This is a genomic window from Phaeobacter sp. B1627, from assembly GCF_006265095.1.
Lineage (GTDB): Bacteria > Pseudomonadota > Alphaproteobacteria > Rhodobacterales > Rhodobacteraceae > Epibacterium.
Window position 1 is genome coordinate 56,611 of the sequence record NZ_VCNK01000025.1, and the last position, 24,797, is coordinate 81,407.

Consider the following 24,797-nt stretch of genomic DNA (forward strand, 5'->3'; position numbering starts at 1 on the left):
ACGACCTTGGGGGCGCGCGATCCATGACAACTGCTGACACCACGGGCACATTCGGCAAGGGCTGCCACCTGCATCTGATCGACGGCTCCGCGTTTATCTTTCGCGCCTACCATGCGCTGCCGCCGCTGACGCGGAAATCGGATGGGCTGCCGATCGGGGCGGTCGCCGGATTCTGCAATATGCTGCACCGCTATGTGGAGGGCAATACCGGCCCCGACGCACCGACCCACGCGGCGGTGATATTCGACCACTCCGGAAAGTCTTTTCGCAACGATCTGTATGATCAGTACAAGGCCAACCGCCCCCCCACACCAGAAGATCTTGCGCCCCAGTTTCCCCTGACGCGCGATGCGACCCGGGCCTTCAATATTTCATGCAAGGAAGTCGAAGGCTTTGAGGCGGATGACATTATCGCCACGTTGGCCTGTCGGGCGCGCGAAGCCGGGGGCCGTGTGACCATCATCTCGTCCGACAAAGACCTGATGCAACTGGTTGGCGGCGGCGTCGAAATGCTGGATGCCATGAAAAACCAGCGCATCGACTCGGACGGGGTGCGCGAGAAATTCGGTGTCGGACCGGAACGGGTGGTGGATGTGCAGGCTCTGGCAGGGGACAGCGTCGACAATGTCCCCGGCGCGCCCGGGATCGGGATCAAAACTGCGGCCTTGTTGATCAATGAATTCGGCAGTCTCGAAGAGCTGTTGGACCGGGCCGGGGAAATCAAGCAACCCAAGCGGCGACAGACGCTGATTGAAAAACGCGACCAGATCGAAATGTCCAAGACTCTGGTTCAGCTTGACTGCGACATGGCGCTGGATTTCTCGATCGAGGAACTGGCGGTTCAGGATCCCGATCCTGATACATTGTTGGGTTTTCTATCTGAAATGGAGTTTCGTACCCTGTCCAAACGGCTGGCCACCCAGCTCGGGGTGGAGGCACCGGCAATTCCTGAAGCCCCCGCGCAAAGCCCGGCCGCTCCGGCGATGCCGGAGGCGCCGGGCTTCGATACGGCCACCTATACGACCGTCCGCGACGCCGAAACGCTGCAGCAATGGATCGACCAGATCCGCGAGTATGGCTATGTCGCGGTGGACACCGAGACAACAGGACTCGACGAGATGGTCGCGGATCTGGTGGGGATTTCGCTCTGTGTTTTGCCGGGCCAGGCCTGCTACGTGCCGCTCACCCACAAGGCCGGCAGTTCAGACGACCTGTTCGGGTCCGACGACTTGGCCGAGGGGCAGATGCCCCTCGCGCAAGCGCTGGAGATGCTGAAGCCGGTGCTTGAGGATGATGCCATCCTCAAGATCGGACAGAACATGAAATACGATGCCAAGATTTTCATCCGCAATGGCATCGAAGTGGCTCCCATAGATGACACGATGTTGTTGTCTTACGCCCTCAATGGGGGGCGTCACGGACATGGGATGGACACCCTGTCGGAGCGCTATCTTGACCATCAGCCGATCCCGATCAAATCCCTGCTGGGGAGCGGCAAATCAGCGATCACTTTCGACCGGGTGCCGGTTGCGGACGCAACCCCCTATGCTGCGGAAGATGCCGACATCACGCTGCGGCTCTGGCAGCACTTCAAACCGCAACTGCATCAGAAACAGGTCACCACGGTCTACGAGACGCTGGAGCGGCCATTGGTGCCGGTGCTGGCGCAGATGGAGCGGCACGGGATCAAGGTTGACCGCGACACGCTCAGCCGCATGTCAAATGCGTTTTCACAGAAAATGGCCGCGTTGGAAGATGAAATCCACAGCCTCGCGGGCGAGAGCTTCAACGTCGGCTCACCAAAGCAGCTGGGCGAGATCCTGTTTGACAAAATGTCCCTGCCCGGCGGCAAGAAAGGCAAGACCGGCGCCTATGCCACCGGCGCCGATATCCTCGAGGATCTTGCAACCGAACATGAACTGCCGGCACGGGTCCTCGACTGGCGGCAATTGTCGAAACTGAAATCGACCTATACCGACGCATTGCAGGATCACATCAATCCCGACACCGGCCGCGTCCATACATCCTATTTGCAGACTGGCGCCAATACGGGCCGGATGGCCTCCTCCGACCCCAATCTGCAGAACATCCCCGTCCGCAGCGAGGAAGGCCGCCGTATTCGCGAGGCCTTTGTCGCGGAAGAGGGCAATGTGCTGCTGTCGCTTGACTATTCACAGATCGAGCTGCGGATTCTGGCGCATGTGGCGGGGATCGACGCGCTGAAGCAGGCCTTTGCCGATGGCCATGACATTCACGCCATGACGGCCTCTGAGGTGTTCGACGTGCCGCTGGACGAGATGACACCGGATATCCGGCGCAAGGCAAAGGCGATCAACTTCGGTGTGATCTACGGCATCTCGGGTTTTGGGCTGGCCCGCAACCTTCGCATTCCGCGCAGCGAGGCACAGGGGTTCATTGACCGCTATTTCGAACGGTTCCCCGGCATTCGTCAGTATATGGATGACACGGTTGCCTTCGCCAAGGACCACGGTTTTGTACAGACTTTGTTTGGCCGCAAGATCCACACGCCTGAAATCGCAGCCAAAGGCCCCCGCGCGAGCTTTGCCAAACGGGCGGCGATCAACGCGCCGATCCAGGGTACGGCCGCCGATGTGATCCGGCGTGCCATGGTGCGGATGCCCGAGGCCATCGCACATCTGCCGGTCCGGATGTTGTTGCAGGTTCACGACGAATTGCTGTTCGAGGTGCCGGAAGGCCACGTCGAAGAGACGATCGAAACCGCACGCAAGATCATGGAAGGGGCCGCCGATCCCGCCGTTCATATGGATGTGCCTTTGGTGGTCGAGGCGGGACAGGGCAAGAACTGGGCCGAGGCTCACTGACGCTACCCGGTGCACGGGCGTCATATGCGCGAGGCCAATGCGGCCATCGCCTGTCAGCGCCAGTGCCAAGGCCAGTCCGCGCTTGCGTCAAGGTCCGCGCCTGCCGCGACCTGCGCGGTCGCGGCCTGTACTGCTCACAGGCGACCTACGCGGCCTGAAGCGCGCGCATCCATCGCAGGCTGTCCTCGGTCCGCGGGGTGCTGGGCGTGTATTCTGCACTGACCCAGCCGCTGTATCCGCTGGCATCGATTGCTGCAAACAGCTCGCTGAAATCCAGCGGCCCGCGCCCCGGTTCACAACGCGACGGCGCGGCTGCAAACTGCACGTGAGCGGCGCGGTGGCCGAATGCCTCCCAGACCTTGAGCGCATCCCCATGAATCAATTGGGCGTGATAGGCATCAAACTGAAGAGCGACATTATTGCACCCGACCTCGTCCAGGATGTCGACCGCAAGATTGTAGTCATCAAGGAAGTAACCGGGGAAATCGCCGGAATTCAGGGGCTCGATGGTGAATTTCTGATAGGGAGCCGATTCCGCCGCAGCCTTGAGGTTGCGCACAAAGGTCCTGCGCGCCTCCGCGCCCTTGGCAGGCCCCGCCATCACATGGATATGACCCGCCTTCAGCGCCTCTGCATAGCGCAACACCCGGCGAATATCGCGCTGAAAGCGGTCTGCCAGCTCAGGCACCGCCGCATATCCCGGATCACCGCCGGTATAGTTCGGCGGTGGCGCATTGATCAGAACCAGCTCCAGCCCGTTGGCAAGCAGCGCGCGCTGCGTTTCCTTTGCTGCGAATTCATAGGGAAACAACACCTCCACCGCCTCGAAACCAGCCTTGGCCGCAGCCGAAAACCGGTCCAGAAAAGGCAGCTCCGCAAAGAGCATGGTTAGATTCGCCGCGAACCTTGGCATTCACACCTCCTGTTGCGCGTGCAGTCCCTGCGTGGCACCTTACCACAGGCAGCCAGCCGCTGCGGCAAGGTTTACTTTAACTTTGAACTGCACCAGTTGTCTGGTCAAAGGATATGGCCCTGTTGCAGGCAAAAGAAAATGCCCGCGATTTGCGCAATTTTAACGGCCGCGCTCATTCCTGCCGTTGGCCGCGCCTGCGGTCCCAAAAGACTGGCCCCTGCACTGGAAACAGGCACAGGCACAGGCAAGCGATTTGACGCACTCAGGTAAGATCCAGCTCGTTTTCCGGGATCATGCGGAAAAACTGCCCCCCTGACCAAAGCCCAAACCAACCGTCGACGCTCTCACCAAGCTCGACCAGGCGATAGAAACTCTTGCGGTCTATCAATGCCTCAAGGTCGGCGCGCACATGCACATAAGGGGCGGGTTCGCCTGTAGCGGCATCGCGCTCCACCCGGATCGGATGGTCCGGTCCTGCCGAGACACGATCACCGACATGGGTATGGAAGGTCAAAACCTGCGCTGCGCCTGTGTCAGTCACGTCGAAATCCACAGCGACAAAAGGGGCATCATCGACGGTGATTCCGACCTTTTCCACCGGGGTGACGAGGAAATATTTGCCGTCTTCCTTTTTCAGGATCGATGAAAACAGCTTTACCAGTTCAAAGCGACCAATCGGCGTGCCAAGGTAAAACCAGGTGCCATCACGGGCAATGCGCATGTCCAGATCGCCGCAGAAAGGCGGATTCCACAGGTGCACCGGCGGTAATCCGCCTTTTCCGGCGGCCTTTGCACTCGCCACAAGGGCATCAGCGGTCGGGGTCACGGCTTTTTGTCCATTCATTGCTTTTGCCATTTCATCTCTGCGCGGTACACTCAAACCATATAAGCCCAGGGGAAGGGAAGTCATGAGCGAGCCACAGGATCTTTTGTCCGACATCGAGACGCTGGAAATCAAGCTTCAGGAGGCGCGCCAGTCGATCACCCGCCGGTTCATCGGTCAGGAGCGGGTCGTGGACCTGACCCTCGCGACCCTGCTGTGTGGGGGCCATGGGCTGTTGATCGGCCTGCCCGGTCTGGGCAAGACGCGGCTTGTAGATGCCCTGTCGACGGTGATGGGGCTGAAGGGCAACCGGGTGCAGTTCACTCCGGATCTGATGCCTGCGGATATCCTCGGCTCCGAGGTGCTGGACACCGCGCCGGATGGCACCCGGGCGTTCCGCTTTGTCGAGGGACCTATTTTCTGTCAACTTCTGATGGCAGATGAAATCAACCGGGCCAGCCCCCGAACCCAATCCGCCCTGCTGCAGGCGATGCAGGAAAAAACCGTGACCGTCGCGGGCGAAGACCGGCCACTGGACGCCCCCTTCCATGTGCTGGCAACCCAGAACCCGATCGAGCAGGAAGGCACCTATCCGTTGCCAGAAGCCCAGCTGGACCGGTTTCTTCTGCAGATCGACGTCAATTACCCTGACCGCGAAACAGAGCGCGCGATCCTGCTGGCGACAACCGGTGCCGAAGAAGAAGAGGCTCATCAGGTCTTCACCACACAAGAGCTGATCGCGGCGCAGACCCTTTTGCGCCGTATGCCCGTCGGCGAATCCGTGGTGGAGCTGATCCTGGATCTGGTCCGCGCCTTTCGGCCCGATGAACCGGGCGTATCGGAGCGGGTGGCACAGACCGTGGCCTGGGGGCCGGGACCGCGCGCGGCGCAGGCGCTGATGCTGGCGGTCCGGGCTCGGGCGCTTTTGCAGGGTCGGCTGGCCCCCAATCCGGAGGATGTCATCGATATGGCCCGGCCTGTGCTGAGCCACCGCATGCAGCTCAACTTTGCGGCCCGGGCACGGGGCGACAGCCTGGCCAGCCTGATTGATGACACCGCGGCGCAGCTGGTCCGGGCCGAGGCCGCCGCGTGAGTCTGGCCTCGACCTCCAGGTCACTGGCCGCACGCGGCCCTGCCGGCCAGATGAGATCGCGCGCCGAAGAGGCCGCAAGCGTCCTGCCGCCGTTGTTGGTGCAGGCACAACAATTGGCCGGGGCCGTCCTGTTGGGGGACCACGGTCGTCGGCGCGCGGGCGTGGGCGATGATTTCTGGCAATACCGCCCGGTTCAGCAAGGCGACAGCCGCCGTATGATTGACCACCGCCGCTCCGCCAGAGGCGATCAGCAATTCGTCCGCGAGCGGGAATGGCAAATCGCTCAGACCGTTCATCTCTGGGTCGATCAGGGTCAATCCATGCGCTTTGCCTCTGACGGGGGCCTGCCGCAGAAAATCGAACGGGCGCGACTTTTGGCGCTGGCGGCGGCGGTGCTGATGGTCCGTGGCGGCGAAAGGGTGGGTCTGACCGGCGGTGTGTTGCCACCGCGGCGCGGCAATGCCCAGATCCTGCGCATTGCAGAGCATTTCACCACCGACGACACCGCGGCCTATGCGCCGCCCGAACACCGTGGCCTGATCCCGCATGCACGGGCGCTGTTCGTTTCCGACTTTCTCGGTCCGTTCGGGGAGCTGGAAATCGCCTTGACCAAGGCCGCCGATCGCGGGCTGCGCGGCGTGCTGCTGCAGGTGCTGGACCCGAGCGAAGAGCAGTTTCCCTTTGCCGGCCGCACCCGGTTTGAGAGTATGTCCGCAGATGTCCGTCATGAAACGCTGAAGGCCTCGGCCCTGCGGGATCGCTATCTGGAGCGGCTGGCAGAGCGACGGGATGCGCTCAACGCCCTCTGCAGATCGGCCGGCTGGACCCTGGGCCTGCATCACAGCGGCGACAGTGCCCAATCCGGGTTGCTGTGGCTCTATCACGCATTGGAGCGCCGCCCATGACCCTGATCGCGGGCATCGGTTTCACCAGTCCCTGGCTCCTGTTGGGGTTGCTGGTGCTGCCCCTGCTGTGGTTGCTGCTGCGCGCCATTCCCCCTGCGCCGAAACGCCAGCCCTTTCCGGCGGTGACCTTGCTGCTCGGGCTGCGCGATGACGAAAGCCTGTCGGACCGCACGCCCTGGTGGTTGCTGCTGCTCCGGATGCTGGCGGTCGCCGCCGCGATCATCGGCCTGTCCGGTCCGGTTCTGAACCCGGCTCAGGACTACGGAGGTCGCGGCCCTTTGCTGATTGTTCTGGATTCCAGCTGGGCCGGCGCGCCGAGATGGGATCAGAACCGCGCCCAGATCGAAGCAGAGCTGGCCGAGGCCGGGCGCGCCGGTCGCCCCGTGGCCCTGCTGCGTCTGACCGCGCCGGAGCCGTTGCAGTTCCTCTCCGCCCCGCAGTGGACCCGCCAGCTCGCCGGGATGGCGCCGCAGCCCTGGACGCCCGGCCCGGCTCAGCTCACACTCGCCCAAGACATGATTGCGGCAACCGAAGGGGGCTTTGATACGCTCTGGCTCAGCGATGGGCTGGCGATGGAAGGGCGCGCAGACCTGGTTGCCGCCCTGTCCGATCACGGTGAGATCGAGGTCTATGAAAGTGCCACACCGACGCTCGGCCTGCTGCCTGCCACCTACGAAGACGGGGCGATTGTCCTGCGCGCCCAGCGCAGCGCGTCCGGACTGCCACAGGACATCACCGTGCAGGCGATCGGCCCCGATCCGGGCGGCGCAGAACGCGCCCTGGCCGCCGCCACACTGGCCTTTGAGGCAAACTCGACCCACGCCGAGGGCAGGCTCACCCTGCCGATGGAACTGCGCGCACGGATCAACCGCTTTGAGATCCTGAACAGCCGCTCCGCCGGGGCCGTGTCGCTGACCGACGACCGCCTGCGCCGACGCGAAGTCGCCCTGATCTCTGCCCAGAGCAGCAACGAAGGTCTCGCCTTGCTGTCGCCGTTGCACTACCTGCGGCAGGCCCTGATGCCCTCCACAGAGCTGCTGGAAGGTGCCTTGATCGACCTTTTGCCGGCCAATCCGGATGTGGTTATCCTCGCCGATGTGGCGCGGCTGGCGCCGGATCAGGAGACCGCTCTGGTGGACTGGGTCGAACAGGGCGGGTTGTTGTTGCGGTTCGCCGGTCCCCGTCTGGCAGCCAGCGATACCGCCCGCGACACCGAGGAACCCCTGATGCCGGTTCGCCTGCGGATCGGCGGCCGCAGCATCGGCGGCGCCATGAGCTGGGGAGAGCCCAAATCGCTGGCCCCCTTCGCCGAAGGCACCCCGTTTTATGGCCTGACCATTCCCGATGAAGTCACCATCGGGTCTCAGGTCATGGCGCAGCCGGATCCGGAACTGGCAAATCGTGTGGTGGCCGAGCTGAACGACGGGACGCCCCTGGTCACCCGCAAGGCGCTTGGACAGGGGCAGGTGATCCTGTTCCACGTCACCGCCAATGCGGAATGGAGCACCCTCCCCCTCTCCGGGCTTTTTGTGGAGATGCTGGAGCGGCTTGCCATCTCTTCCGTCGCCAAACCACCCGAAGCGGAAGACCTGGACGGCACCACATGGCAGGCCGCGGCAGTGCTTGACGGCTTCGGCCGCCTTGTGGACGCCGATACCCTTGCCGGTGTGGCCGGACCGGACCTGATCGCAGGCCCGGCGGGGCCCGACCTGCAACCCGGGCTCTATACCAGCGGCAAACGCGCCTATGCCCGGAACGTGCTGCGCGACGGTGATGAGCTGCTGTCGGCACGCTGGCCTGCCACGGTTCCGGTGCAGATGTACGAAGCGGCAAAGGAACGCCCCTTGGCCGGCGCATTGATCGGGCTGGCCCTGCTGTTGATGGCGGTGGATGTTGTGGCGGCTCTGTTGGTGTCGGGTCTCTGGTCTCCGGCAAGGGGCGCAAGCCTGGCGCTGGCATGCGCGCTCGGACTGGCCATCGGTGGCGCCCCGCAAAGCGGACAGGCGCAACCGACGCGGACGGCAACAGAGCTGACCGCCAACCTGACCCTCGCCTATGTAAAAACCGGACAGGCCGACACGGATCGCATCGCCGAAGAAGGATTGCGTGGCCTCGGAAATGTGCTCCGCTTGCGGACCTCGGTGGAGCCGGCAGCCCCCTATGGCGTTGATCTGGAAACCGACGAGTTGTCGTTTTTTCCCTTTCTCTATTGGCCTGTAACCGACGCGCAGCCGATGCCCTCATCCGATGCCTATGCCCGCCTCAACGACTATCTGCGCACTGGCGGGATGATCCTGTTTGACACCCGCGATGCGGATCTTGCGCTGGCCGGGGCCACCAGCAGCGCGGCCCGGCGGTTGCAACAACTGGCGTTGCCCCTCGATATTCCACCCCTGGAACCGATGCCCGCCGACCATGTTCTGACCCGCGCCTTCTATCTGTTGCAGGATTTTCCCGGCCGTTTTCCGCGCGGACAAATCTGGGTTGAGGCTGCGCCGCCCGATGCCGAACAGGTTGAGGGTTTGCCCTTTCGCAACCTCAACGACGGCGTCACGCCGGTGGTCATCGGCGGCAACGATTGGGCGGCCGCCTGGGCGGTCGACGCAGACAATGTCCCGCTCTACCCGGTCGGGCGCGGATTTTCGGGCGAGCGGCAACGAGAGTTGGCCCGCCGGTTCGGGGTCAACCTTCTGATGCATGTGCTGACCGGCAACTACAAATCCGATCAGGTGCATGTGCCGGCCCTGCTTGACCGGCTGGGGCAATAGCTCATGGCTGACCGACCAACCCCGCAGCAAGGAGCGCCATCGCGATGACGCAAACGATCCTTTTTGATCCCCTGGTGCCCTGGCCGGTTCTGGCTGCCCTGACCGGGATCAGCCTTGTCGCGCTCGGACTGGCGCTCTGGCGTCGTCTGCGGGGATGGGGGCTGCGGGCGGGGGCAACGCTCGTTTTGCTGGCCGCCCTGTGCGGCCCTGTGATCCAACAGGAAGACCGCAGCCCCCTGAGCGATATTGTCATCGTTGCCGAAGATCACACCGCCAGCCAGCGCCTCTCTGACCGGCCGGATCAAATGGCACAGGCGAGGGCGGAACTGGAAGACGCCCTGGCCGACCGACCGAATACCGAAGTGCGCTGGGTGAGCGTCGATGACGGTGCCGACGATGGCGGCACCATGTTGCTCGATACAATTTCACGGGCGCTTGCAGACGAGCCACGGGCGCGGGTTGCGGGCATCATCGCCCTGTCGGACGGACAGGTTCACGACATCGAGCGCTCGCCGGATCTGCCTGCGCCCCTGCATCTGTTGCTGACCGGTCGTCCCGATGACTGGGATCGCCGCCTGATCGTCCGGAACGCCCCGTCATTCGGGATTATCGGCGAGCCGATCACCCTCACACTCCGGGTCGAGGATCAGGGCGCGGTCCCTGTCGGTCAACGGCTGACGGATTTGCAGATCTCCGTCGATGGTGGCGCGGCGCAGAGTTTCCGCCTTCCTGTCGGCGTTGATTTCGACTTGCCGCTGACCCTGCCCCATGGCGGGCGCAACGTGATCGAATTCCGCGTTCCCGAAGCCGAAGGTGAACTGACCCCGCGCAACAATGCGGCCCTCCTGCAGATCAACGGCGTTCGCGACCGTCTGCGGGTGCTTCTGGTGTCCGGCGCGCCCCATCCGGGAGGGCGCACATGGCGCAACCTGCTGAAATCCGACAGCGCCGTGGATCTTGTGCATTTCACCATTTTGCGCCCGCCCGAGAAACAGGACGGCGTGCCGGTCGATGAATTGTCGCTGATTGCGTTTCCAACGCGCGAGCTTTTCCTCGAAAAGATCGAGGATTTCGATCTGATCATCTTTGATCGCTACAAACGGCGTGGCATCCTGCCTTCGGTCTACCTCGACAATGTGGCCAACTATGTCCGGTCCGGCGGCGCAGTCCTGGTCGCAGCCGGACCGGATTTCGCCAGCGCGGACAGTATATTCCGCACCCCCCTCGCCGAGGTTTTGCCCGCGCGCCCCTCCGCCCGCGTGATCGAAGAGCCCTACCGCCCGGCGCTCAGCGCGATTGGTCTGCAGCATCCTGTGACGGCGGAATTGACCGGGGCCGCAGATTGGGGCCGCTGGATGCGCCAGATCGAACTGGAACCCACCAGCGGCTCCATCCTGATGGAGGGGGTCGATCAGCGCCCGCTGCTTCTCTTGGACCGCGTCGGTGAGGGCCGCGTGGCACTTCTCGCCTCCGACCACGCCTGGCTCTGGAGCCGGGGCTACGAAGGCGGCGGACCGCAGCTTGAATTGCTGCGGCGACTGGCCCATTGGATGATGAAAGAGCCCGAACTGGAAGAAGAGGTGCTGACAGCCGACGCCACCGGCACACGCATCCACATCAGGCGGCGCACGCTGGGCGAGGAGGTAGGCACCGTCACCGTAACCGCGCCGGATGGCACCCTGGCAAATGTCACCCTGTCAGAGACGGGCCCCGGCCTCTGGGAAGGGCAGTATGAAAGCGATCAGATCGGTCTCTATCGTCTTGAGGAGGGCAGCGAGACAGCCGTGATCGGCCTCGGCCCCGCCGCGCCGCGCGAATTCGAACAGACCATCGCGACCGCCCAGGTGATGGAGCCCGTGGTCCGCGCCCTGCGCGGGGGCGCAATGGCATTGGAACAGGGCCTGCCGGTGCTGCGCAATATCCGGCAGGGCCGACCCGCCGCAGGCAGGGGCTGGATTGGTCTGGTGCCCCGCAACGCCTATGAAACAACCGCCGTCACGCAGACCGCGCTGATGCCGCCCTGGCTGATCCTGCTGCTGGCCATTGCTCTGCTGATCACGGCCTGGCTCCGCGAAGGCCGCAGCTAGAGCCGCCTCCCCCTCCAGGAGCCCTTGCTTCGGCACGCAGGATAGCGGCCTGCCCCGGTTCCGTCCCCCACTCCCCTCCCGGCCCGTGGTTGCGCCCCCTCTGGCGGCGGCGCAGGGCCCTTCCTAGCCCGCCTCGTCAATCTCCACGGTGACAGAGGCCGACCGGCCCTCTTTGTCGACCACCACAAGCGTGACATGGCCCGGCCCGGGGCTCGGGAGGTTGATACTCCGGGACCGCAGACCCCGGGCCACCGGCACCCCATTCGCAAGCACAGTAAAAGGCGAACGACCGCCACGCAGTTTCAACGCCAACTGCCCCTCCTGCAGCGCCAATTTCGCCATATCAGGTGGAAAGACCACCTCCGGCGCCGTCGGCGCCCCCCCCAGGAACGCGGTGTCGCGCCCCCGAAAACGCTGAAGCGGCAGTGGCAATTCTGCCGACCCCAGGATCAGCGCATTCGCAGGCGGCGGCTGCAACGGATCCAACTCTGGCTTCAGAACCGCAAAAGCCTCGAACAACAGGGGCGCGGCAAGATCCGCCCCGAAGACGCCCGGCACCGGGGTGCCATCCGCGCGCCCGAGCCATACCCCGATCACATGCCGCCCGTCCCACCCCACGGCCCAGGCATCCCTGTGGCCATAGGACGTGCCGGTCTTATAGGGCAAGACGCCAGGGCGGCCCCCCTGCGGCACGGGCAGGTCGCGCAGAATGTCGCTCAGATACCACGCGGCCACCGGAGAGATCACACGATCAGTTTCGCCGCGTGTTTCAAGTGAGGTCCTCAGGACAGGCCCCGTTCCCCCTGCCGCCAACACCGCGTAGAGCTGAACCAGATCGCGCAGGCTGACCCCGACGCCCCCAAGGCTGACCGCCAGCCCCGCCTTGCCACCGGGCAGGACAGGTTGCATCCCCGCCCGCCGCATGGCCCCCATCAACCGCGACGGACCGAGCGCATCGGTCAGCGCCACAACCGGCGTGTTCAGCGACATCTGCAAGGCGTCACGCACCCGCACATCCCCCCGGAACCGACCGTCGAAATTCTGCGGCGCATATCCGCCAAAGGACATGGGAGCGTCCGACATCAGCGTATCCGGGTGTACCAGACCTTCGTCAAACGCCAGCCCATAGATCAGCGGCTTGAGGGTCGACCCCGGCGAGCGATATGCGGTGGACATATCTATGAACCCACGCCGCGCCGTATTGGTATAATCCGGTGCGCCAAGCGCCGCGAGGATCTCTCCGTTCCGGTAGTCTGCCACGATCATCGCGGCCCCCAATCGGGCCTCAGCGGCCTGCGTTCTGCGCTTCAGGACAGCTTGCAGCCGGATCTGAAGGTCGCGATCCAAAGTCACATCAAACTGGCCTTGCGTGGGGGCGACAGCACGAAGATGGTCCCCAAGATGCGGCGCCAGAAGCGGGAATGGCCGCCGCGTGGTCGGGAGCGGGGCCCGCTTGGCCCGAAGCACGACCTCCTGCGGGAGCAGACCGGCGGATTGGCTCCGCGCCAGAACCCGGTTGCGCGCGGATCGCGCCTCCCCTACCGAAAGGTCAGGCCGACGCCGCTCGGGGGATTGCGGCAACGCCACGAGCAGGGCGCTTTCGGCCGCCGTCAACCGGTGCGGCTCCTTTCCGAACCACGCATAGCTGGCCGCACGGACCCCTTCGAGATTGCCCCCGAACGGAGCATGCGTGAGGTAGAGCGCAAGGATCTCCTCCTTGCTCAACCGCCGCTCCAATGCCAGCGCCACACGCATCTGACGCAGTTTTCCGGCAAGCCGCCCCGTGGTCCCATTCTCCAGCAGCCGAGCGACCTGCATCGTCAGGGTCGACCCCCCGGACCGCGTCCGCTGATCACGCAGCGCCTGTCCAAGGACCCGCAGCATCGCCAGTGGATCAATGCCGCTGTGCGAGTAGAACCGCTTGTCCTCATAGGCGATCAGCATCCGCAGGTAGGCAGGATCCACATCCGCAAGCCCGGTGCGGAGCCGCCACCGGCCGTCCTCCACCGGATAGGCCCGCAGCAGCCGTCCCTCCCGGTCCCGGACCTCGACGGAGGTTGCCGCAAGCGTCTGTGGCAGAACGGTCACCTCGACCCAATGGTTGGCGACTTTGCTCGCCAGGACCAGCAGTATCAAAACGAACAATATCCATGCGCGCGCCCCGATCAGACTGCCCCCATCGGAGCGCCTCGCGCTCCGGCCCGACCCTACGGTCGGGCAGCGCCCGGTCCCGGCAGGGGCCGGGCGCCCGCGCGCAGACCATCTCCCTTGACGCGAGGCAAACGGCAGATATCTGGTCATTGAACCTGCAATCGACCGGCCGCTGTATTCGCGCGATAGGCTGGACGATACATGTCCTCCACGGACGCGGCGGGGTGATGAAATGTGCCCGGGCTGACGGCGCGGACCATATAGGCGAGCGTGATTGTTTCATCGCCCGTGCTGGTCACCGCCGCCAAAAACCGATCCGAACGGAACTCCGTGTGATCCGCGTCCCAAAGGGACAACCAATCCAGATCCCGCAAATCCCCCGAGCGCAACAGGGTCGGATTATCAATCTCCAGCCCCGCCGGCAGCGGGTCATTCACCATCAGCCGCGCCCCGATATCCTCGGCCGGATGCACGCGCAAGACGGCCACCAGACGCGTTCCGACAGCCACCGAAGCCAGATCCACCGGCTCTCCCTCCGGCGTGTAATATTCCCGGGTCAGCGAAAAGCCATAGCCCCGGGCCGAGGGCGGAACCACCGGTACGCCGATCCGCGTCAGGGTGATGTCCGTCCGGCCACCGGCCCGGGCAGTTATGGACAAGTCACGCGCATGGCCACCCTCCGTCACCTCGACAAAGGCGCCGCCAACCGGCTGACCATTGACCAGGAGGCCGGAGTCTTCCGGGTGGCTCACCAAGGCCTGCGCCGCCATCAAACTCCAGGCCGCCTCCTGGGTCGAGCGGAGGCCCTCCGACGCGCTCAGCCGGGCCCCTAGCGCATCACGGTCGACAGCCAGGCTGCCCGCCTCGGTGGCCAATGCCAGGACGGCGGCGCTATCGCGCAATTCCGTGCCGTAGTCCACCCGCAGGACCGCTGTTTCGTTCGCCTGCCCCGGCTCTGCTTCCGCTGCGGCAATCATCCGCGCTGCGCGATCAAACAACTCGTCAGCCCGGCGCTGATCGCCATAGGCCGCGAGCGCTGCGCCCAGTTGCGCAGCCGCCATGGGGGTGGAGAACGCATCGGCCTTCACATCGGCATAATAGCGCAAATCTCCCATTGCGGCGGCCCCCTCGCGCGCCAGAACGAACAGGGCATAGGCGATCTCCTCGCCGCCACTGTCAAAGTCGGGGGCATAGTTCAGCCGGTTTCGCAGATTGTCCATCGCGCGGGCAAAGGCCTGATCCGGCACGCCGTAGCCCTGCGTCCGCGCCCGGCTCAGGAAATCCGACACATAGGCATCCAACCACAGGTCACCGCTCTCGGCGCGCCAGAGCCCAAAGGCTCCGTTGGCCGCTTGCCGGGTGAGCACCTTGCGAATGGCGTCATCGATCCGCGCATCGACCCGGGGACCGTCGCCCAAGCCCGCGGCCTCTGCCACTGATGACAGATACAGGAGCGGCAGCGCCCTGGACGTGATCTGCTCGGTGCAGCCATAGGGGTAGCCGTCAAGCTGGCTGAGCAGCCCCGGCACGTCAAACTGCGCCAGCGGACCAGCCGATATTACAGCCCGCGCACTGCCGGGGCGCAGCCCGTCAAACACATCCGCGCCAAAGTGAAAGCTGTCCCCGCCAGCAAGCGAAAAGCGTCGCGTCTCCGACACTTCCGGATCGTTGGCCCGCACCGGCAGGCGCAGGATCTGCTGCAGCGCCGCCCCCCCCGGTGGCGTTATCGTCAGCCGCACCTCCGGATCGCCCAGCAGGGTTGCGCTGACCGGAAGATCCAGCATCACACGGCCCTGCTCCGCGAGGGTCACCGAAGCCGGAAGCTCGCCCAGCACGAGGCCCGCACCGAGAACCTCGGCCAGCAGGTCGACCTCTCCCGCCGGACCATCGGCGTGGGTGATATCCAACCGGATCCGGCTGCGGTCTCCCGGCGCCATAAAGCGTGGCAGCGACGCGGTCACCACAACCGGATCGCGTACAATCATATCGGCCTCCGCTTGCCCTACCGATCGGTCAGACCACGCGACAGCCATCAGCCGAACAGTTCCGTTGAACTCCGGCAAGGCAACCGGCAAGGCCGCACGCCCCTGCGCATCCAGCCGCACAGGACCATGAAACACCGACATCAGATCCTGCGTTGGGGGCGGTGACTGGAACTGCGCGGTCTGCCCGGCATCGCCACCGGAGCGCAGTCGGCCAAGGGCACCATTGCCCGGATCAATCAGGCGCCCGTAGAGGTCGCGCAACTCCATACCCAACTGTCGCTGCCCATGAAAATAGCCTGCGGGGTCAGGGCTTCGGAAGCCGGTGAGGTTCAAAATACCGACATCCACAGCCGCAAGGGTCACCCAGACCTCCTCACCCGGCCGCGCTCCGCTGACCTGCACGACGGCATCTATGGTCTGACGCGGGCGCGTGACCTCCGGCACATCAATGGCAACGGTCAACTCCTGCCCCGGTTGCACCACTGAAGCATGGGCAATGCCCAGCGCGCGTACAGGCGTCCGCGCCTCGCGATTGGCGGCCGGCTGAATGACGGAGGCCGCGACATAGGCGCCGCTGCCCCAATCGGGACTGACGGTCAGCGGGATCACGTTTTCCCCTGCCGTGACCTCCACCGCCTGCCGCTCGATCAGTTCGCTGCCGATGACCGAGATCAACGCAGTGCCCGGTGCCTGCGCCACGATCCGCAACCGCACCGTGTCACCGGGACCGTAGGTATCGGCATCCAACGACAGCTCAAGCCGGTCCGGCGTTGCCGCGTCAGAAGCAGGCATGTACCAGCCCGCATAGAAATCCTGTGCCGCCGTCACATAGTCCCCGCCGACCCGTTCGACCACCAGTTCATACCGTCCCCAGTCCACAGGCGCGGCAACAGATACCGGATCCTGACCCAGGAGCGCCTGCCCGCTGGCAATACGTTCGCGGCGCGTGATCGGCTCCCACTCCCAGTTGCCATAGAGCTGATACCACTGGTAGCGGGTCTCTATGCGGTTCAGCACCCATTGCACCTGCATCGGGGTCGCTGTCAGATCCGCGTCGAGCGCGATCAGATCGAACCCCGCTTCGGTGCCTTCGGCCACCACATCCTCCGCAAAATGCGTCTTTATGCCAATCACGGGAGTGGCCGGGCGCATCGGGACCGTCATCTCACGTTCGACCGGGCGGGCAGATCCATCGGACAGCCGACTGCGCAGCCGTGCCTCCAGCGGCAGGCCTTCCGCCTCGGTGTCAGGGAGCTCGCCAACCGCCAGCACCTGGCCTGTTGCATCGGTATCTTCGGCGCTGAAGAACCGGGTCTGACGCGTGACCTCGGCGTCATAGCGGCCAAAGCGATAGCCCGGCCAATCCGCAAGCTGGCGCACCGGCTGCAGCGAGATGTCACCTTCGACCGACAACCCGGCGCCGGGCGCGCCGAACAAAAAGCGCGCCTGAATGTCGACAAGCATCTGACCGCCCGGGCGCAAGCCGGCTGCGTCGCGGATGTGCTGTTCGAAATCAATCCGCTCCGGCAGGAAATCCTCAACCAGTACGGTTTCCCGGCTCACCGGGTCAGAGGTGGGGTCGGCGTAGATTTCCACGGCCCAGGCGCCACGCGGCGCAGTCTCGCCCACCGGCAATGCAAAGACATGCCCCCCAGCCTGACCGCCGTCCGAGACGTGGCGCGAATATTCCACGCCATCGGGCCGTTTCAAAATCGCAGTCAGCGGCAGCGCGTCGATAGCCTGCGCCTGCGGGTCGCGCGCAAGGGCTGTGGCGTGGATGGTTTCGCCCGCGCGATAGGCGCCGCGGTCCGTCGTCAGGAAGACATCCACCGGCCCGGGTGCCGCGCGGCCTTCGACGCCGCGATCGGACAGGTCAAAGCCGGCATCGCGCAGCGACAAAAAGGCAAAGTCCGCCTCTCCGGCGCGCGCCACGATCATCGCCGGTGCAGCGCTGCCCCGGCCCCGGGTCAACCCCGGCGCGAAATGCGCATAGCCCGTGTCATCGGTCACCGACCGGGAGATCACCGCATTGGCCTCGGATATCAGCTCCACTGTGATACCGGCCCGCGCCCCGGCGTCAGACAGCCCCATGACCTGCACATGCAGCCCATCGGCACCGGCCATGGAACTCAATCCCAGATCCGTCAGCACGAACCACTGCATCGCCGCCGGATCATCATAGGGGTCGGCGCCGGGAATTGCGGCGCTCAGGGCATAGATCCCGACAGGTTGATCCCGCAGCACCTCGCCGAGCGGCAAGCGCGTGGTCACATCGCGATTGAGATCCTGCACCACCTCGGCGGTTCCGGACCACAGGTTTTCTGCCATCGTTTCATCAAAGCTCTCGCTCTGCCAATAGCTGAGCGGGCGGGCGAAATAGTCCTCCTGCATGCTGCGCAGCAAATTGCGGTCGCTGATACGGAACAGCTCCAGATCGAGCGCCGTGGTGTTGACCGTTTCCACCGGCAGCGCCGTAGTCGCGCTCCGTGCCAGAACATAGGCCCGGCCGGGGAACCGCACCGACGGGCGGCGGTCGCGGATATAATGGCTGAGCGTCACATCCTTGGACAGGGTTTCCCCACTGGCCGCAGGCAGCCCCCGGCGCAGGGTCAGACGCAGATGCTGACCATGATCCAGCCCGGACAGGCACAGTTCACGCCCGTTGGCTTCTGTCGCCAGCCCGGTGGCATCCGATTTCAGATAATCGCCATAGGTGACATCCCTGCGCGCCAGATCTTCGGAAAACGCGATGCAGAGCCGGGGATCGGCGCCATCTGCCTCAACCCGCGTGTCGCTGACGCGAAAACCGTATTTCGCGATGGCATCCTCCAACATCACAGAGATCTCGTGACGAGGGGCAATCTCCTCTGCCCGCCGCAAGAGGGATATCATGTCGCGGCCCCGGCCCAGCCTTTCCAGAAGCGGCGCGGCTTCGACAAGTGCGGTCACCTGCAAGCCCGGCGCATCTGCCCGCAGGTATCCATTCAATGACGCCGCGAGCGCCTCGGCGATATTGCGTCGGGTTTCGCTGGCGGAAGAGGCTGGAAGTGCCGCAATGAAGCGCGCGTATTCCACCCAGAGATCAGGCGCATCGCTCAGCGCTACCGCCTCGCCCATCCATCTGGCGGCCAGGGTTGCGTTGCCACTGGCGGACAGTTTCCGCGCCTCATCAATCAATACCCCGAGGCGGCGGCCGCTCAGCGGATAGCGGCGACCGATGCCGAGCGCCAGGGAACGTGCCGCTTCAATATCCGGCGGGTTGATACCCTCCAGACGCCCGGCGCGTTCATTCGCCCGCAAAGCAAGCTGCGGGTCCTGCTTCAGTTTGCGCAGCGTCAGCGCACCAGAGAATGGCGAGGGTTCCCGCAGCTCGGATTTTGGAAAACACGCATTGGATTTTAGGTTGTAGACCAAACCGACACAGGCCGCCTGAGTGCTGCAGGCCCGCTGACAGGCCTGCAGCGAGGTATCGAAAATCGCCTGCAGGTCTGCCCCGAAATGGTCAGTATCCGGTTGAGTGACAAAGCGCGCATCCGGCAGTACCTGCGGCGTGTCACCGGCTGCGCTCACCAGATGAGCGGAAATAAATGCAAGAATAAATGTGAATGAAATCAACAGTCGCCGCATGGAATCCTCCCTGTCGCTACGGAAAGGCTGACATGCACTTAACCTCATAGCAAGGACCAGCATCGTAACAGCGACGCTAAAGGCAAATTAAGAATTGCATGCGAGGATGTGCCTGCAGGTGTGGATGACGAAGAAAGCTGGAGTTGGCGCGAATGTCGCTTGCTGAAAAACTGGCACAGGAGCGCAGGGCCCGGCTGGCGGCAGAGCGACTTCTGGAGCTGAAACAAGCAGAGTTGACCGATGCGAACCGCAAGCTCGGTCGGCATGCGCTTGCGCTGACCAGACGCATTGGCGCCACGCAGGCCGAGATCGCAACGTTCCGGCATGAAAATGAACGGGTCAAAAGCGACCTGAATACCGCGAACGAAAAGGTCGAACAGGCCGAGCGGCGGCTGTGGCATTCGATACAGGCCTTTCAGGACGGATTTGCGTTTTTCGACAGCAACAGCAAACTGATCGGGGCCAATACCGCCTATCTGAATATCTTCGAAGGGGTCGAAGAGGTCTCTCCGGGGGTGTCCTATGTCCGCATTCTTCAGATCCTCACAGACGAAGGGCTGATCGACACCGAAGAGCTGTCTGCCGATGCCTGGCGCGCGATGATGACCGAACGCTGGATGTCACCCGCCCCCGAAGCCACGGTGGTCAGACTGTGGAACGACCGCTACGTGAAGCTGATCGACCAACGCGGTTTTGACGGCGATATCGTCAGCCTGGCGCTCGATATCACCGCAACTGTCCACTATGAGGAAGAGCTGCGCACCGCCCGCGAGCGCGCCGAAGCCGCGAACCGCGCAAAGTCGGCCTTTCTCGCCAATATGAGCCATGAGATCCGCACCCCGATGAACGGCGTCGTCGGCATGGCCGAACTTTTGAACGATACCCCGCTGACCGAAGAACAGCGCCTCTACGCCGGCACCATCAAGAACTCGGGCGAAGCACTGTTGGTGATCATCAATGATGTGCTCGACTATTCCAAGATCGAGGCGGAAAAACTGGTTCTGAACCCGGAACCTTTCGACCTCGAAGCCTGCATGCATGAGGTGATCATGCTGCTGCAGGCGAACGCCCGTGACAAGGGGCTGACACTGTTGGTGGACTATGATCTTTTCATGCCGACCAATTTTGTCGGCGACCCGGGGCGCATACGCCAGATCCTGACCAACCTGATCGGAAACGCGGTCAAATTCACCAACCATGGCCACGTAACGGCTCGCGTGACCGGCGTGCCGCATCCCGAGGACAACACTGTGATGCTTCATATTTCCATCGAAGATACCGGAATTGGTATCCCGAAGGAAAAGATCAACCACATCTTTGGCGAGTTCAATCAGGTTGAAGACGCCACCAACCGGGAGTTTGAAGGCACTGGCCTTGGTCTCGCGATCACCGAACGGCTGATCAAGATGATGGATGGGGAGATCTGGGTCGAAAGCGATTTCGGTGTCGGATCCTGTTTTGGTTTCCGGTTGCCCCTGGTGGTTGCAGACGGCAGCAAGGTCAATGCGCCTGACATGCCGCAGAATCTGCACCATGTGATGATTGTGGACGATATGCAGATCAACCGCGAAATTCTGAACCGTCAATTGCAGCGGCTCGGGCTGCAGGTAACGCCGGTCTCCAGCGGTGCGGAAGCTCTCGAAAAAATGTCGAAAGACATCGATCTGGTGGTCACCGACCGGAACCTGCCTGGTATGGACGGTGTGAAACTCGCGCGCAGCCTGCGCCATGACTGGCAAGATGTGCCGGTGTTGCTGCTCACGTCGGACCCGGCCGATATTCGCGACCTGTCGATTCAGGATATCTTTGCCGGTGTGCTGCAAAAACCTCTGCCACGCGGTGCCCTGTTCACTGCTCTCTCCTCGCTGGACACACCCAAACTTCCCAGCCCGCCCCGCTGTCCTAGCCTCGGCGACATGGACGATGTAACGCCTGAGGTATCATCCGAAACATCATCTGAGCCATCGTCCGAATGCGCAGATTCGGCGCATCCGGACGGCGCGGATTTGCCGCGCATGCGGGTCATGGCGGCAGAGGACAACCGCACCAACCAGCTCGTATTCCGCAAGATGGTAAAAGACCTGAACATTGACCTGCAGTTTGCAAATAACGGTCAGGAGGCGGTAGACCTCTACCAGAGCTTTGCACCCGATCTGATATTCATGGATATTTCCATGCCCAAGATGGACGGAAAAGAAGCCACTCAAGTTATTCGCGAACTGGAAAAGACCTCGTCCTCTCGCGTGCAGATCGTCGCCCTGACGGCACATGCCATGGACGGGGACTCCGAGGGGATCCTCGCAGCGGGCCTGGATGACTATCTGACCAAGCCCCTGCGCAAAGGCCTCATTCACGAGCGTATCATGAACAATGTGCCGTCTGGTGTCGCGCCGCTGATCACAGAACGCAAAAACGGAGATCTGCGCGCAACCGCCTGACCCGCAGAGCAGAACACTCGCGGATCGGGCTGGGCATGAACCTATAGTACGGCCACTGGCCGCCGCGCGAACCGCGGCGACGTCGCATTGAATACACCCCCTGCAAACCGTCCTGCTCGCCACCGGCTGACTGGTGTCAGGATCGGACAAATACCGGCTGCTCCGGGGTCGAGGATGCGGCATCAAAGGCATAGCCTCCGACATTGAAAGCCTCAATGTCGGAGGGGGATGTGACGCCGGTTTCAAGGACCCAGCGCGCCATCGCGCCCCGTGCGCGCTTTGCGGCGATCCCAATCACACGCCGTACGCCTCCACGATCCTCTTCAAAGCGCGGACTGACCATCGACAGCCCGCCCAAAGCGTCCCGGTTCACGGCTTTGCCATATTCCTCGGAAGCGAGATTAAGCACCCTGTCGGTGTCCACTGCGGCAGCGTCCTGCACGATGGCCTCTGCGATCCGGGAGCCCCAGAATTTGTAGAGAGTGCCCGCTGCATGGCCCGGGCATTTTCGTCCCATCTCAAGGCGATACGCGCAAACCCCATCAGTCGGGCGAAGCAGACCGTAGAGACCCGACAGCAGGCGCAGCCGTCGGGGCGCATCGCTGCGCGCCACATCGTTCAGCGTTGCAAACTCAAGTTCCTTATAGACATCACCGTCGAACATCAGCCCGGCCGCGCAGTCTCCGTCCCGCCGCCAGGCCCGAAAGCGGGCACGGTTCAATTCGGCAATCGCGGGGGAGACTTTCATGATCGCGCTGATTTCAGCCTCGGACCACTGGCGCGCGACGGTCACCAGCTCTTCGGCCTGATCGAGAAACCGCGGCACTGTCGTCGCCTGCCCCGCAGCCCGTTGCTCGTTCACATTCTTGGCGGGCGAAAGCAAAATGATCACCGGGAGGTCTCCGTATGTTTTGTGCGGTTCGGAAAAACTGGTCGCTTTCCGGGGAATACAGGCGGACTAGCCTCTTTTGCATCGACAAGGCAACAGCCCAGAGCGGTTTCCAACGCGACCCATAGCCCAGGATATGGTCAATGATCAGCCCTGACCCAACAGGATATGGCAGGCGGCTGACTGGTATATGACAGCAGACCCGAGCTATCCTGCGCCGCGCAGGACATCCAGAAACGCCATCGCGAAACGTTCGGCGCGGCGCTCCCCCAGCAGACGCTCCAGCCCGGTCCGGTCGTCACTGCGCATCTGAGCCACCTTTGCCAGCATCGAGGCCGAGCACGTCAACGGCTTCTGCGTTCCACAATCGCCGCGTTGCAACTGCGCCTGAACCTCAAGAAGCGTGTCATAAATCGACCCTTGTTCGCGGCCCGCCAGCTTGCGCCGCGCCGGGTGCAGCGCGGCGGCCTCTCCGGTGATGACGTTCAGAAAGTCATCGCCATATCGGTCCAGCTTCTTGGCCCCTACTCCGCTGATCCGCGCCATCTCATCAAGCGTTTGCGGCCGCTGCTCCGCCATTTCGATCAAGGTCCGGTCCGGGAAGATCACATAGGCCGGCACTTTCTGCGACTCCGCGAGCGCCCTGCGTTTTGCCTTGAGGGCCGACATCAGCGGGGCGTCCTCTTCCGAGACCAATTCCCTGACGGCCGGGCGGCGCGTGGCGGATTTCACCGTGTCCTTGCGCAAAGTTATCTCTGCTTCGCCCCGCAGGATCGGCAGAGCCGGTTCGGTCATTCGCAGCGCCCCGTGACGTTCGGGATCGGGACGCACCAGATCACGGCCCATCATCTGCCGGAAGATCGCCTGCCATTGCGGTTTGCTATGTTCCTTGCCACAGGCAAAGACTGACAGATCGTCGTGCTTTTTCTGCCGCACCCGGTCCGTGGCGTTGCCGACCAGTATATCGATCAGATGCCCGGCGCCGTAGGTCTCATCGGTGCGCAACATCGCCGACAAGGCCTTGCGCACGGCCACGGTGCCGTCAAATGTCGCCACCGGCGTATCGCAGAGGTCGCAATTGCCGCATGGACCGGCCTCTTCGCCAAAATACCCCAGCAACGTCTGGCGGCGACAGGTCATCGCCTCGGCGAGCCCAAGCAGCGCATTCAGCCGGGCATGATCCGCCGTACGTCGTTCCGGTGGTGCCAGCCCTTCGTCGATCTGCGTCCGGCGCAGCCGTATATCTTCGGGACCGAACAGCGTCATCGTCTCGGCCGGCGCCCCATCGCGCCCACCCCGCCCGATCTCCTGGTAATAAGCCTCGATCGATTTCGGCAGATCAGCATGGGCCACCCAACGGATGTCCGGCTTGTCAATGCCCATGCCGAAGGCCACGGTTGCCACCACAATCAACCCGTCCTCGCGGGCAAAGCGGGTCTCGACCCTGCGTCGGTCCCCGGCGTCCATGCCACCATGGTAGTGACACGCCACGTGGCCGGACGCGTCCAGCGCCCGCGCGATATCTTCGGTCTTGGCGCGGGTGCCGCAATAGACGATGCCTGACTGGCCACGCCGGGCAGCGGCAAAATCGAGGATCTGCTTGCGCGGGCTGTCCTTGGCGGCAAAGGCGAGGTGGATATTTGGACGGTCAAACCCACGCAGGAAGGCCCGTGGCGGCTCCCCATCGAACAGTTTCCGGACGATTTCTTCCTGCGTTTCCTGATCTGCTGTCGCGGTAAAAGCCGCCAGTGGCACGCCCAGCGTGCGACGCAGCTCCCCTATCCGCAGATAGTCGGGACGGAAATCATGCCCCCATTGGCTGACGCAATGGGCCTCATCCACCGCGATCAGGGACACGCCGATGCGCCGCAACATCCCCATTGCACTGCCGGCCGCCAGCCGCTCCGGTGCCATATAGAGCAGCTTCAACTCGCCGGCTTCGATAGCATTCCAAACGGCTTCTGTTTCTTCATCCGTGTTGCCGGAGGTCAGCGCCCCGGCACAAACGCCCGCCTCCTGCAGCGCCCGGACTTGATCGCGCATCAGGGCGATCAACGGTGAAATCACCACCGTGACCCCCTCACGGAGCAACGCGGGGAGCTGAAAGCACAAGGATTTACCACCCCCCGTCGGCATAATCGCCAGAACGTTTTCGCCCGCGGTCACAGCATCGACGATCTCTTCCTGACCGGGACGAAAGCCGTCGAAGCCGAAGAGTTCGCGCAACAGAGGGATTGCGTCGGTCATGCTGGGTGGCCTGTGGGTTTGGTGCTCA

At 63.5% G+C, this 24,797-nt stretch carries 12 protein-coding genes; 6 read left to right on the forward strand and 6 right to left on the reverse strand.

Annotated elements, in window-relative coordinates; all coding sequences use genetic code 11:
* The first annotated feature begins 23 nt into the window (after positions 1-23).
* The gene (gene polA, locus FGE21_RS14205; protein ID WP_139663963.1) at positions 24-2,843 is read left to right on the forward strand and encodes a DNA polymerase I; all 2,820 of its coding nucleotides are present in this window, start codon (positions 24-26) and stop codon (positions 2,841-2,843) included.
* Between the two features lie 145 nt (positions 2,844-2,988).
* Here the strand turns inward: polA and FGE21_RS14210 are convergent, their stop codons facing one another.
* Positions 2,989-3,756, reverse strand: a complete 768-nt coding sequence (locus tag FGE21_RS14210; protein WP_139663964.1) for a hydroxypyruvate isomerase family protein — start codon at positions 3,754-3,756, stop codon at positions 2,989-2,991.
* A 262-nt stretch (positions 3,757-4,018) separates the two neighbouring features.
* Positions 4,019-4,600 (reverse strand): DUF1285 domain-containing protein, encoded by a 582-nt coding sequence (locus FGE21_RS14215; protein WP_139664015.1) that lies wholly within the window; start codon positions 4,598-4,600, stop codon positions 4,019-4,021.
* 64 nt (positions 4,601-4,664) lie between these two features.
* Between FGE21_RS14215 and FGE21_RS14220 the strand changes: the two genes are divergently transcribed.
* The 4 genes from FGE21_RS14220 to FGE21_RS14235 are packed head-to-tail and all read left to right on the forward strand — an operon-like array spanning position 4,665 to position 11,432.
* Complete coding sequence (locus tag FGE21_RS14220) at positions 4,665-5,672, forward strand: MoxR family ATPase (protein WP_139663965.1); 1,008 nt, start codon at positions 4,665-4,667, stop codon at positions 5,670-5,672.
* Positions 5,673-5,722: 50 nt separating this feature from the next.
* Positions 5,723-6,577, forward strand: coding sequence for a DUF58 domain-containing protein (locus FGE21_RS14225; protein ID WP_139663966.1), 855 nt, complete (start codon positions 5,723-5,725; stop codon positions 6,575-6,577).
* A complete protein-coding gene (locus tag FGE21_RS14230; RefSeq protein ID WP_139663967.1) occupies positions 6,574-9,345 on the forward strand; it encodes a DUF4159 domain-containing protein in 2,772 nt (923 codons plus the stop codon). Before FGE21_RS14225 ends, FGE21_RS14230 begins: the two co-directional genes overlap by 4 nt.
* Before the next feature lie 44 nt (positions 9,346-9,389).
* Positions 9,390-11,432 (forward strand): hypothetical protein, encoded by a 2,043-nt coding sequence (locus FGE21_RS14235; protein ID WP_139663968.1) that lies wholly within the window; start codon positions 9,390-9,392, stop codon positions 11,430-11,432.
* Positions 11,433-11,555: 123 nt separating this feature from the next.
* On the opposite strand, the gene pbpC is transcribed toward FGE21_RS14235, so the two are convergent.
* Positions 11,556-13,733 carry a penicillin-binding protein 1C gene (gene pbpC, locus FGE21_RS14240; RefSeq protein WP_139663969.1) on the reverse strand — a complete coding sequence of 726 codons (2,178 nt, stop codon included), beginning with the start codon at positions 13,731-13,733 and terminating at the stop codon, positions 11,556-11,558.
* The gene (locus FGE21_RS14245; protein WP_176695446.1) at positions 13,730-19,195 is read right to left on the reverse strand and encodes an alpha-2-macroglobulin family protein; all 5,466 of its coding nucleotides are present in this window, start codon (positions 19,193-19,195) and stop codon (positions 13,730-13,732) included. The genes pbpC and FGE21_RS14245 overlap by 4 nt, the downstream gene beginning before the upstream one ends.
* 152 nt (positions 19,196-19,347) lie before the next feature.
* Between FGE21_RS14245 and FGE21_RS14250 the strand changes: the two genes are divergently transcribed.
* Positions 19,348-21,633, forward strand: coding sequence for a response regulator (locus tag FGE21_RS14250; RefSeq protein WP_139663970.1), 2,286 nt, complete (start codon positions 19,348-19,350; stop codon positions 21,631-21,633).
* A 136-nt stretch (positions 21,634-21,769) separates the two neighbouring features.
* Here FGE21_RS14250 and FGE21_RS14255 read toward each other — a convergent pair whose 3' ends face one another.
* A complete protein-coding gene (locus FGE21_RS14255; protein ID WP_139663971.1) occupies positions 21,770-22,525 on the reverse strand; it encodes a YaaA family protein in 756 nt (251 codons plus the stop codon).
* Positions 22,526-22,729: 204 nt separating this feature from the next.
* A complete protein-coding gene (gene recQ, locus FGE21_RS14260) occupies positions 22,730-24,769 on the reverse strand; it encodes a DNA helicase RecQ (RefSeq protein WP_139663972.1) in 2,040 nt (679 codons plus the stop codon).
* Between the last annotated feature and the right edge of the window lie 28 nt (positions 24,770-24,797).

What these genes read in the sequence shown, in the direction of transcription:
- polA (WP_139663963.1), top strand. Translation starts at nt 24, where the DNA reads ATGACAACTGCTGACACCACGGGCACATTCGGCAAGGGCTGCCACCTG.
- FGE21_RS14210 (WP_139663964.1), bottom strand. Translation starts at nt 3,756, where the DNA reads ATGCCAAGGTTCGCGGCGAATCTAACCATGCTCTTTGCGGAGCTGCCT.
- FGE21_RS14215 (WP_139664015.1), bottom strand. Translation starts at nt 4,600, where the DNA reads ATGAATGGACAAAAAGCCGTGACCCCGACCGCTGATGCCCTTGTGGCG.
- FGE21_RS14220 (WP_139663965.1), top strand. Translation starts at nt 4,665, where the DNA reads ATGAGCGAGCCACAGGATCTTTTGTCCGACATCGAGACGCTGGAAATC.
- FGE21_RS14225 (WP_139663966.1), top strand. Translation starts at nt 5,723, where the DNA reads ATGAGATCGCGCGCCGAAGAGGCCGCAAGCGTCCTGCCGCCGTTGTTG.
- FGE21_RS14230 (WP_139663967.1), top strand. Translation starts at nt 6,574, where the DNA reads ATGACCCTGATCGCGGGCATCGGTTTCACCAGTCCCTGGCTCCTGTTG.
- FGE21_RS14235 (WP_139663968.1), top strand. Translation starts at nt 9,390, where the DNA reads ATGACGCAAACGATCCTTTTTGATCCCCTGGTGCCCTGGCCGGTTCTG.
- pbpC (WP_139663969.1), bottom strand. Translation starts at nt 13,733, where the DNA reads ATGACCAGATATCTGCCGTTTGCCTCGCGTCAAGGGAGATGGTCTGCG.
- FGE21_RS14245 (WP_176695446.1), bottom strand. Translation starts at nt 19,195, where the DNA reads ATGCGGCGACTGTTGATTTCATTCACATTTATTCTTGCATTTATTTCC.
- FGE21_RS14250 (WP_139663970.1), top strand. Translation starts at nt 19,348, where the DNA reads ATGTCGCTTGCTGAAAAACTGGCACAGGAGCGCAGGGCCCGGCTGGCG.
- recQ (WP_139663972.1), bottom strand. Translation starts at nt 24,769, where the DNA reads ATGACCGACGCAATCCCTCTGTTGCGCGAACTCTTCGGCTTCGACGGC.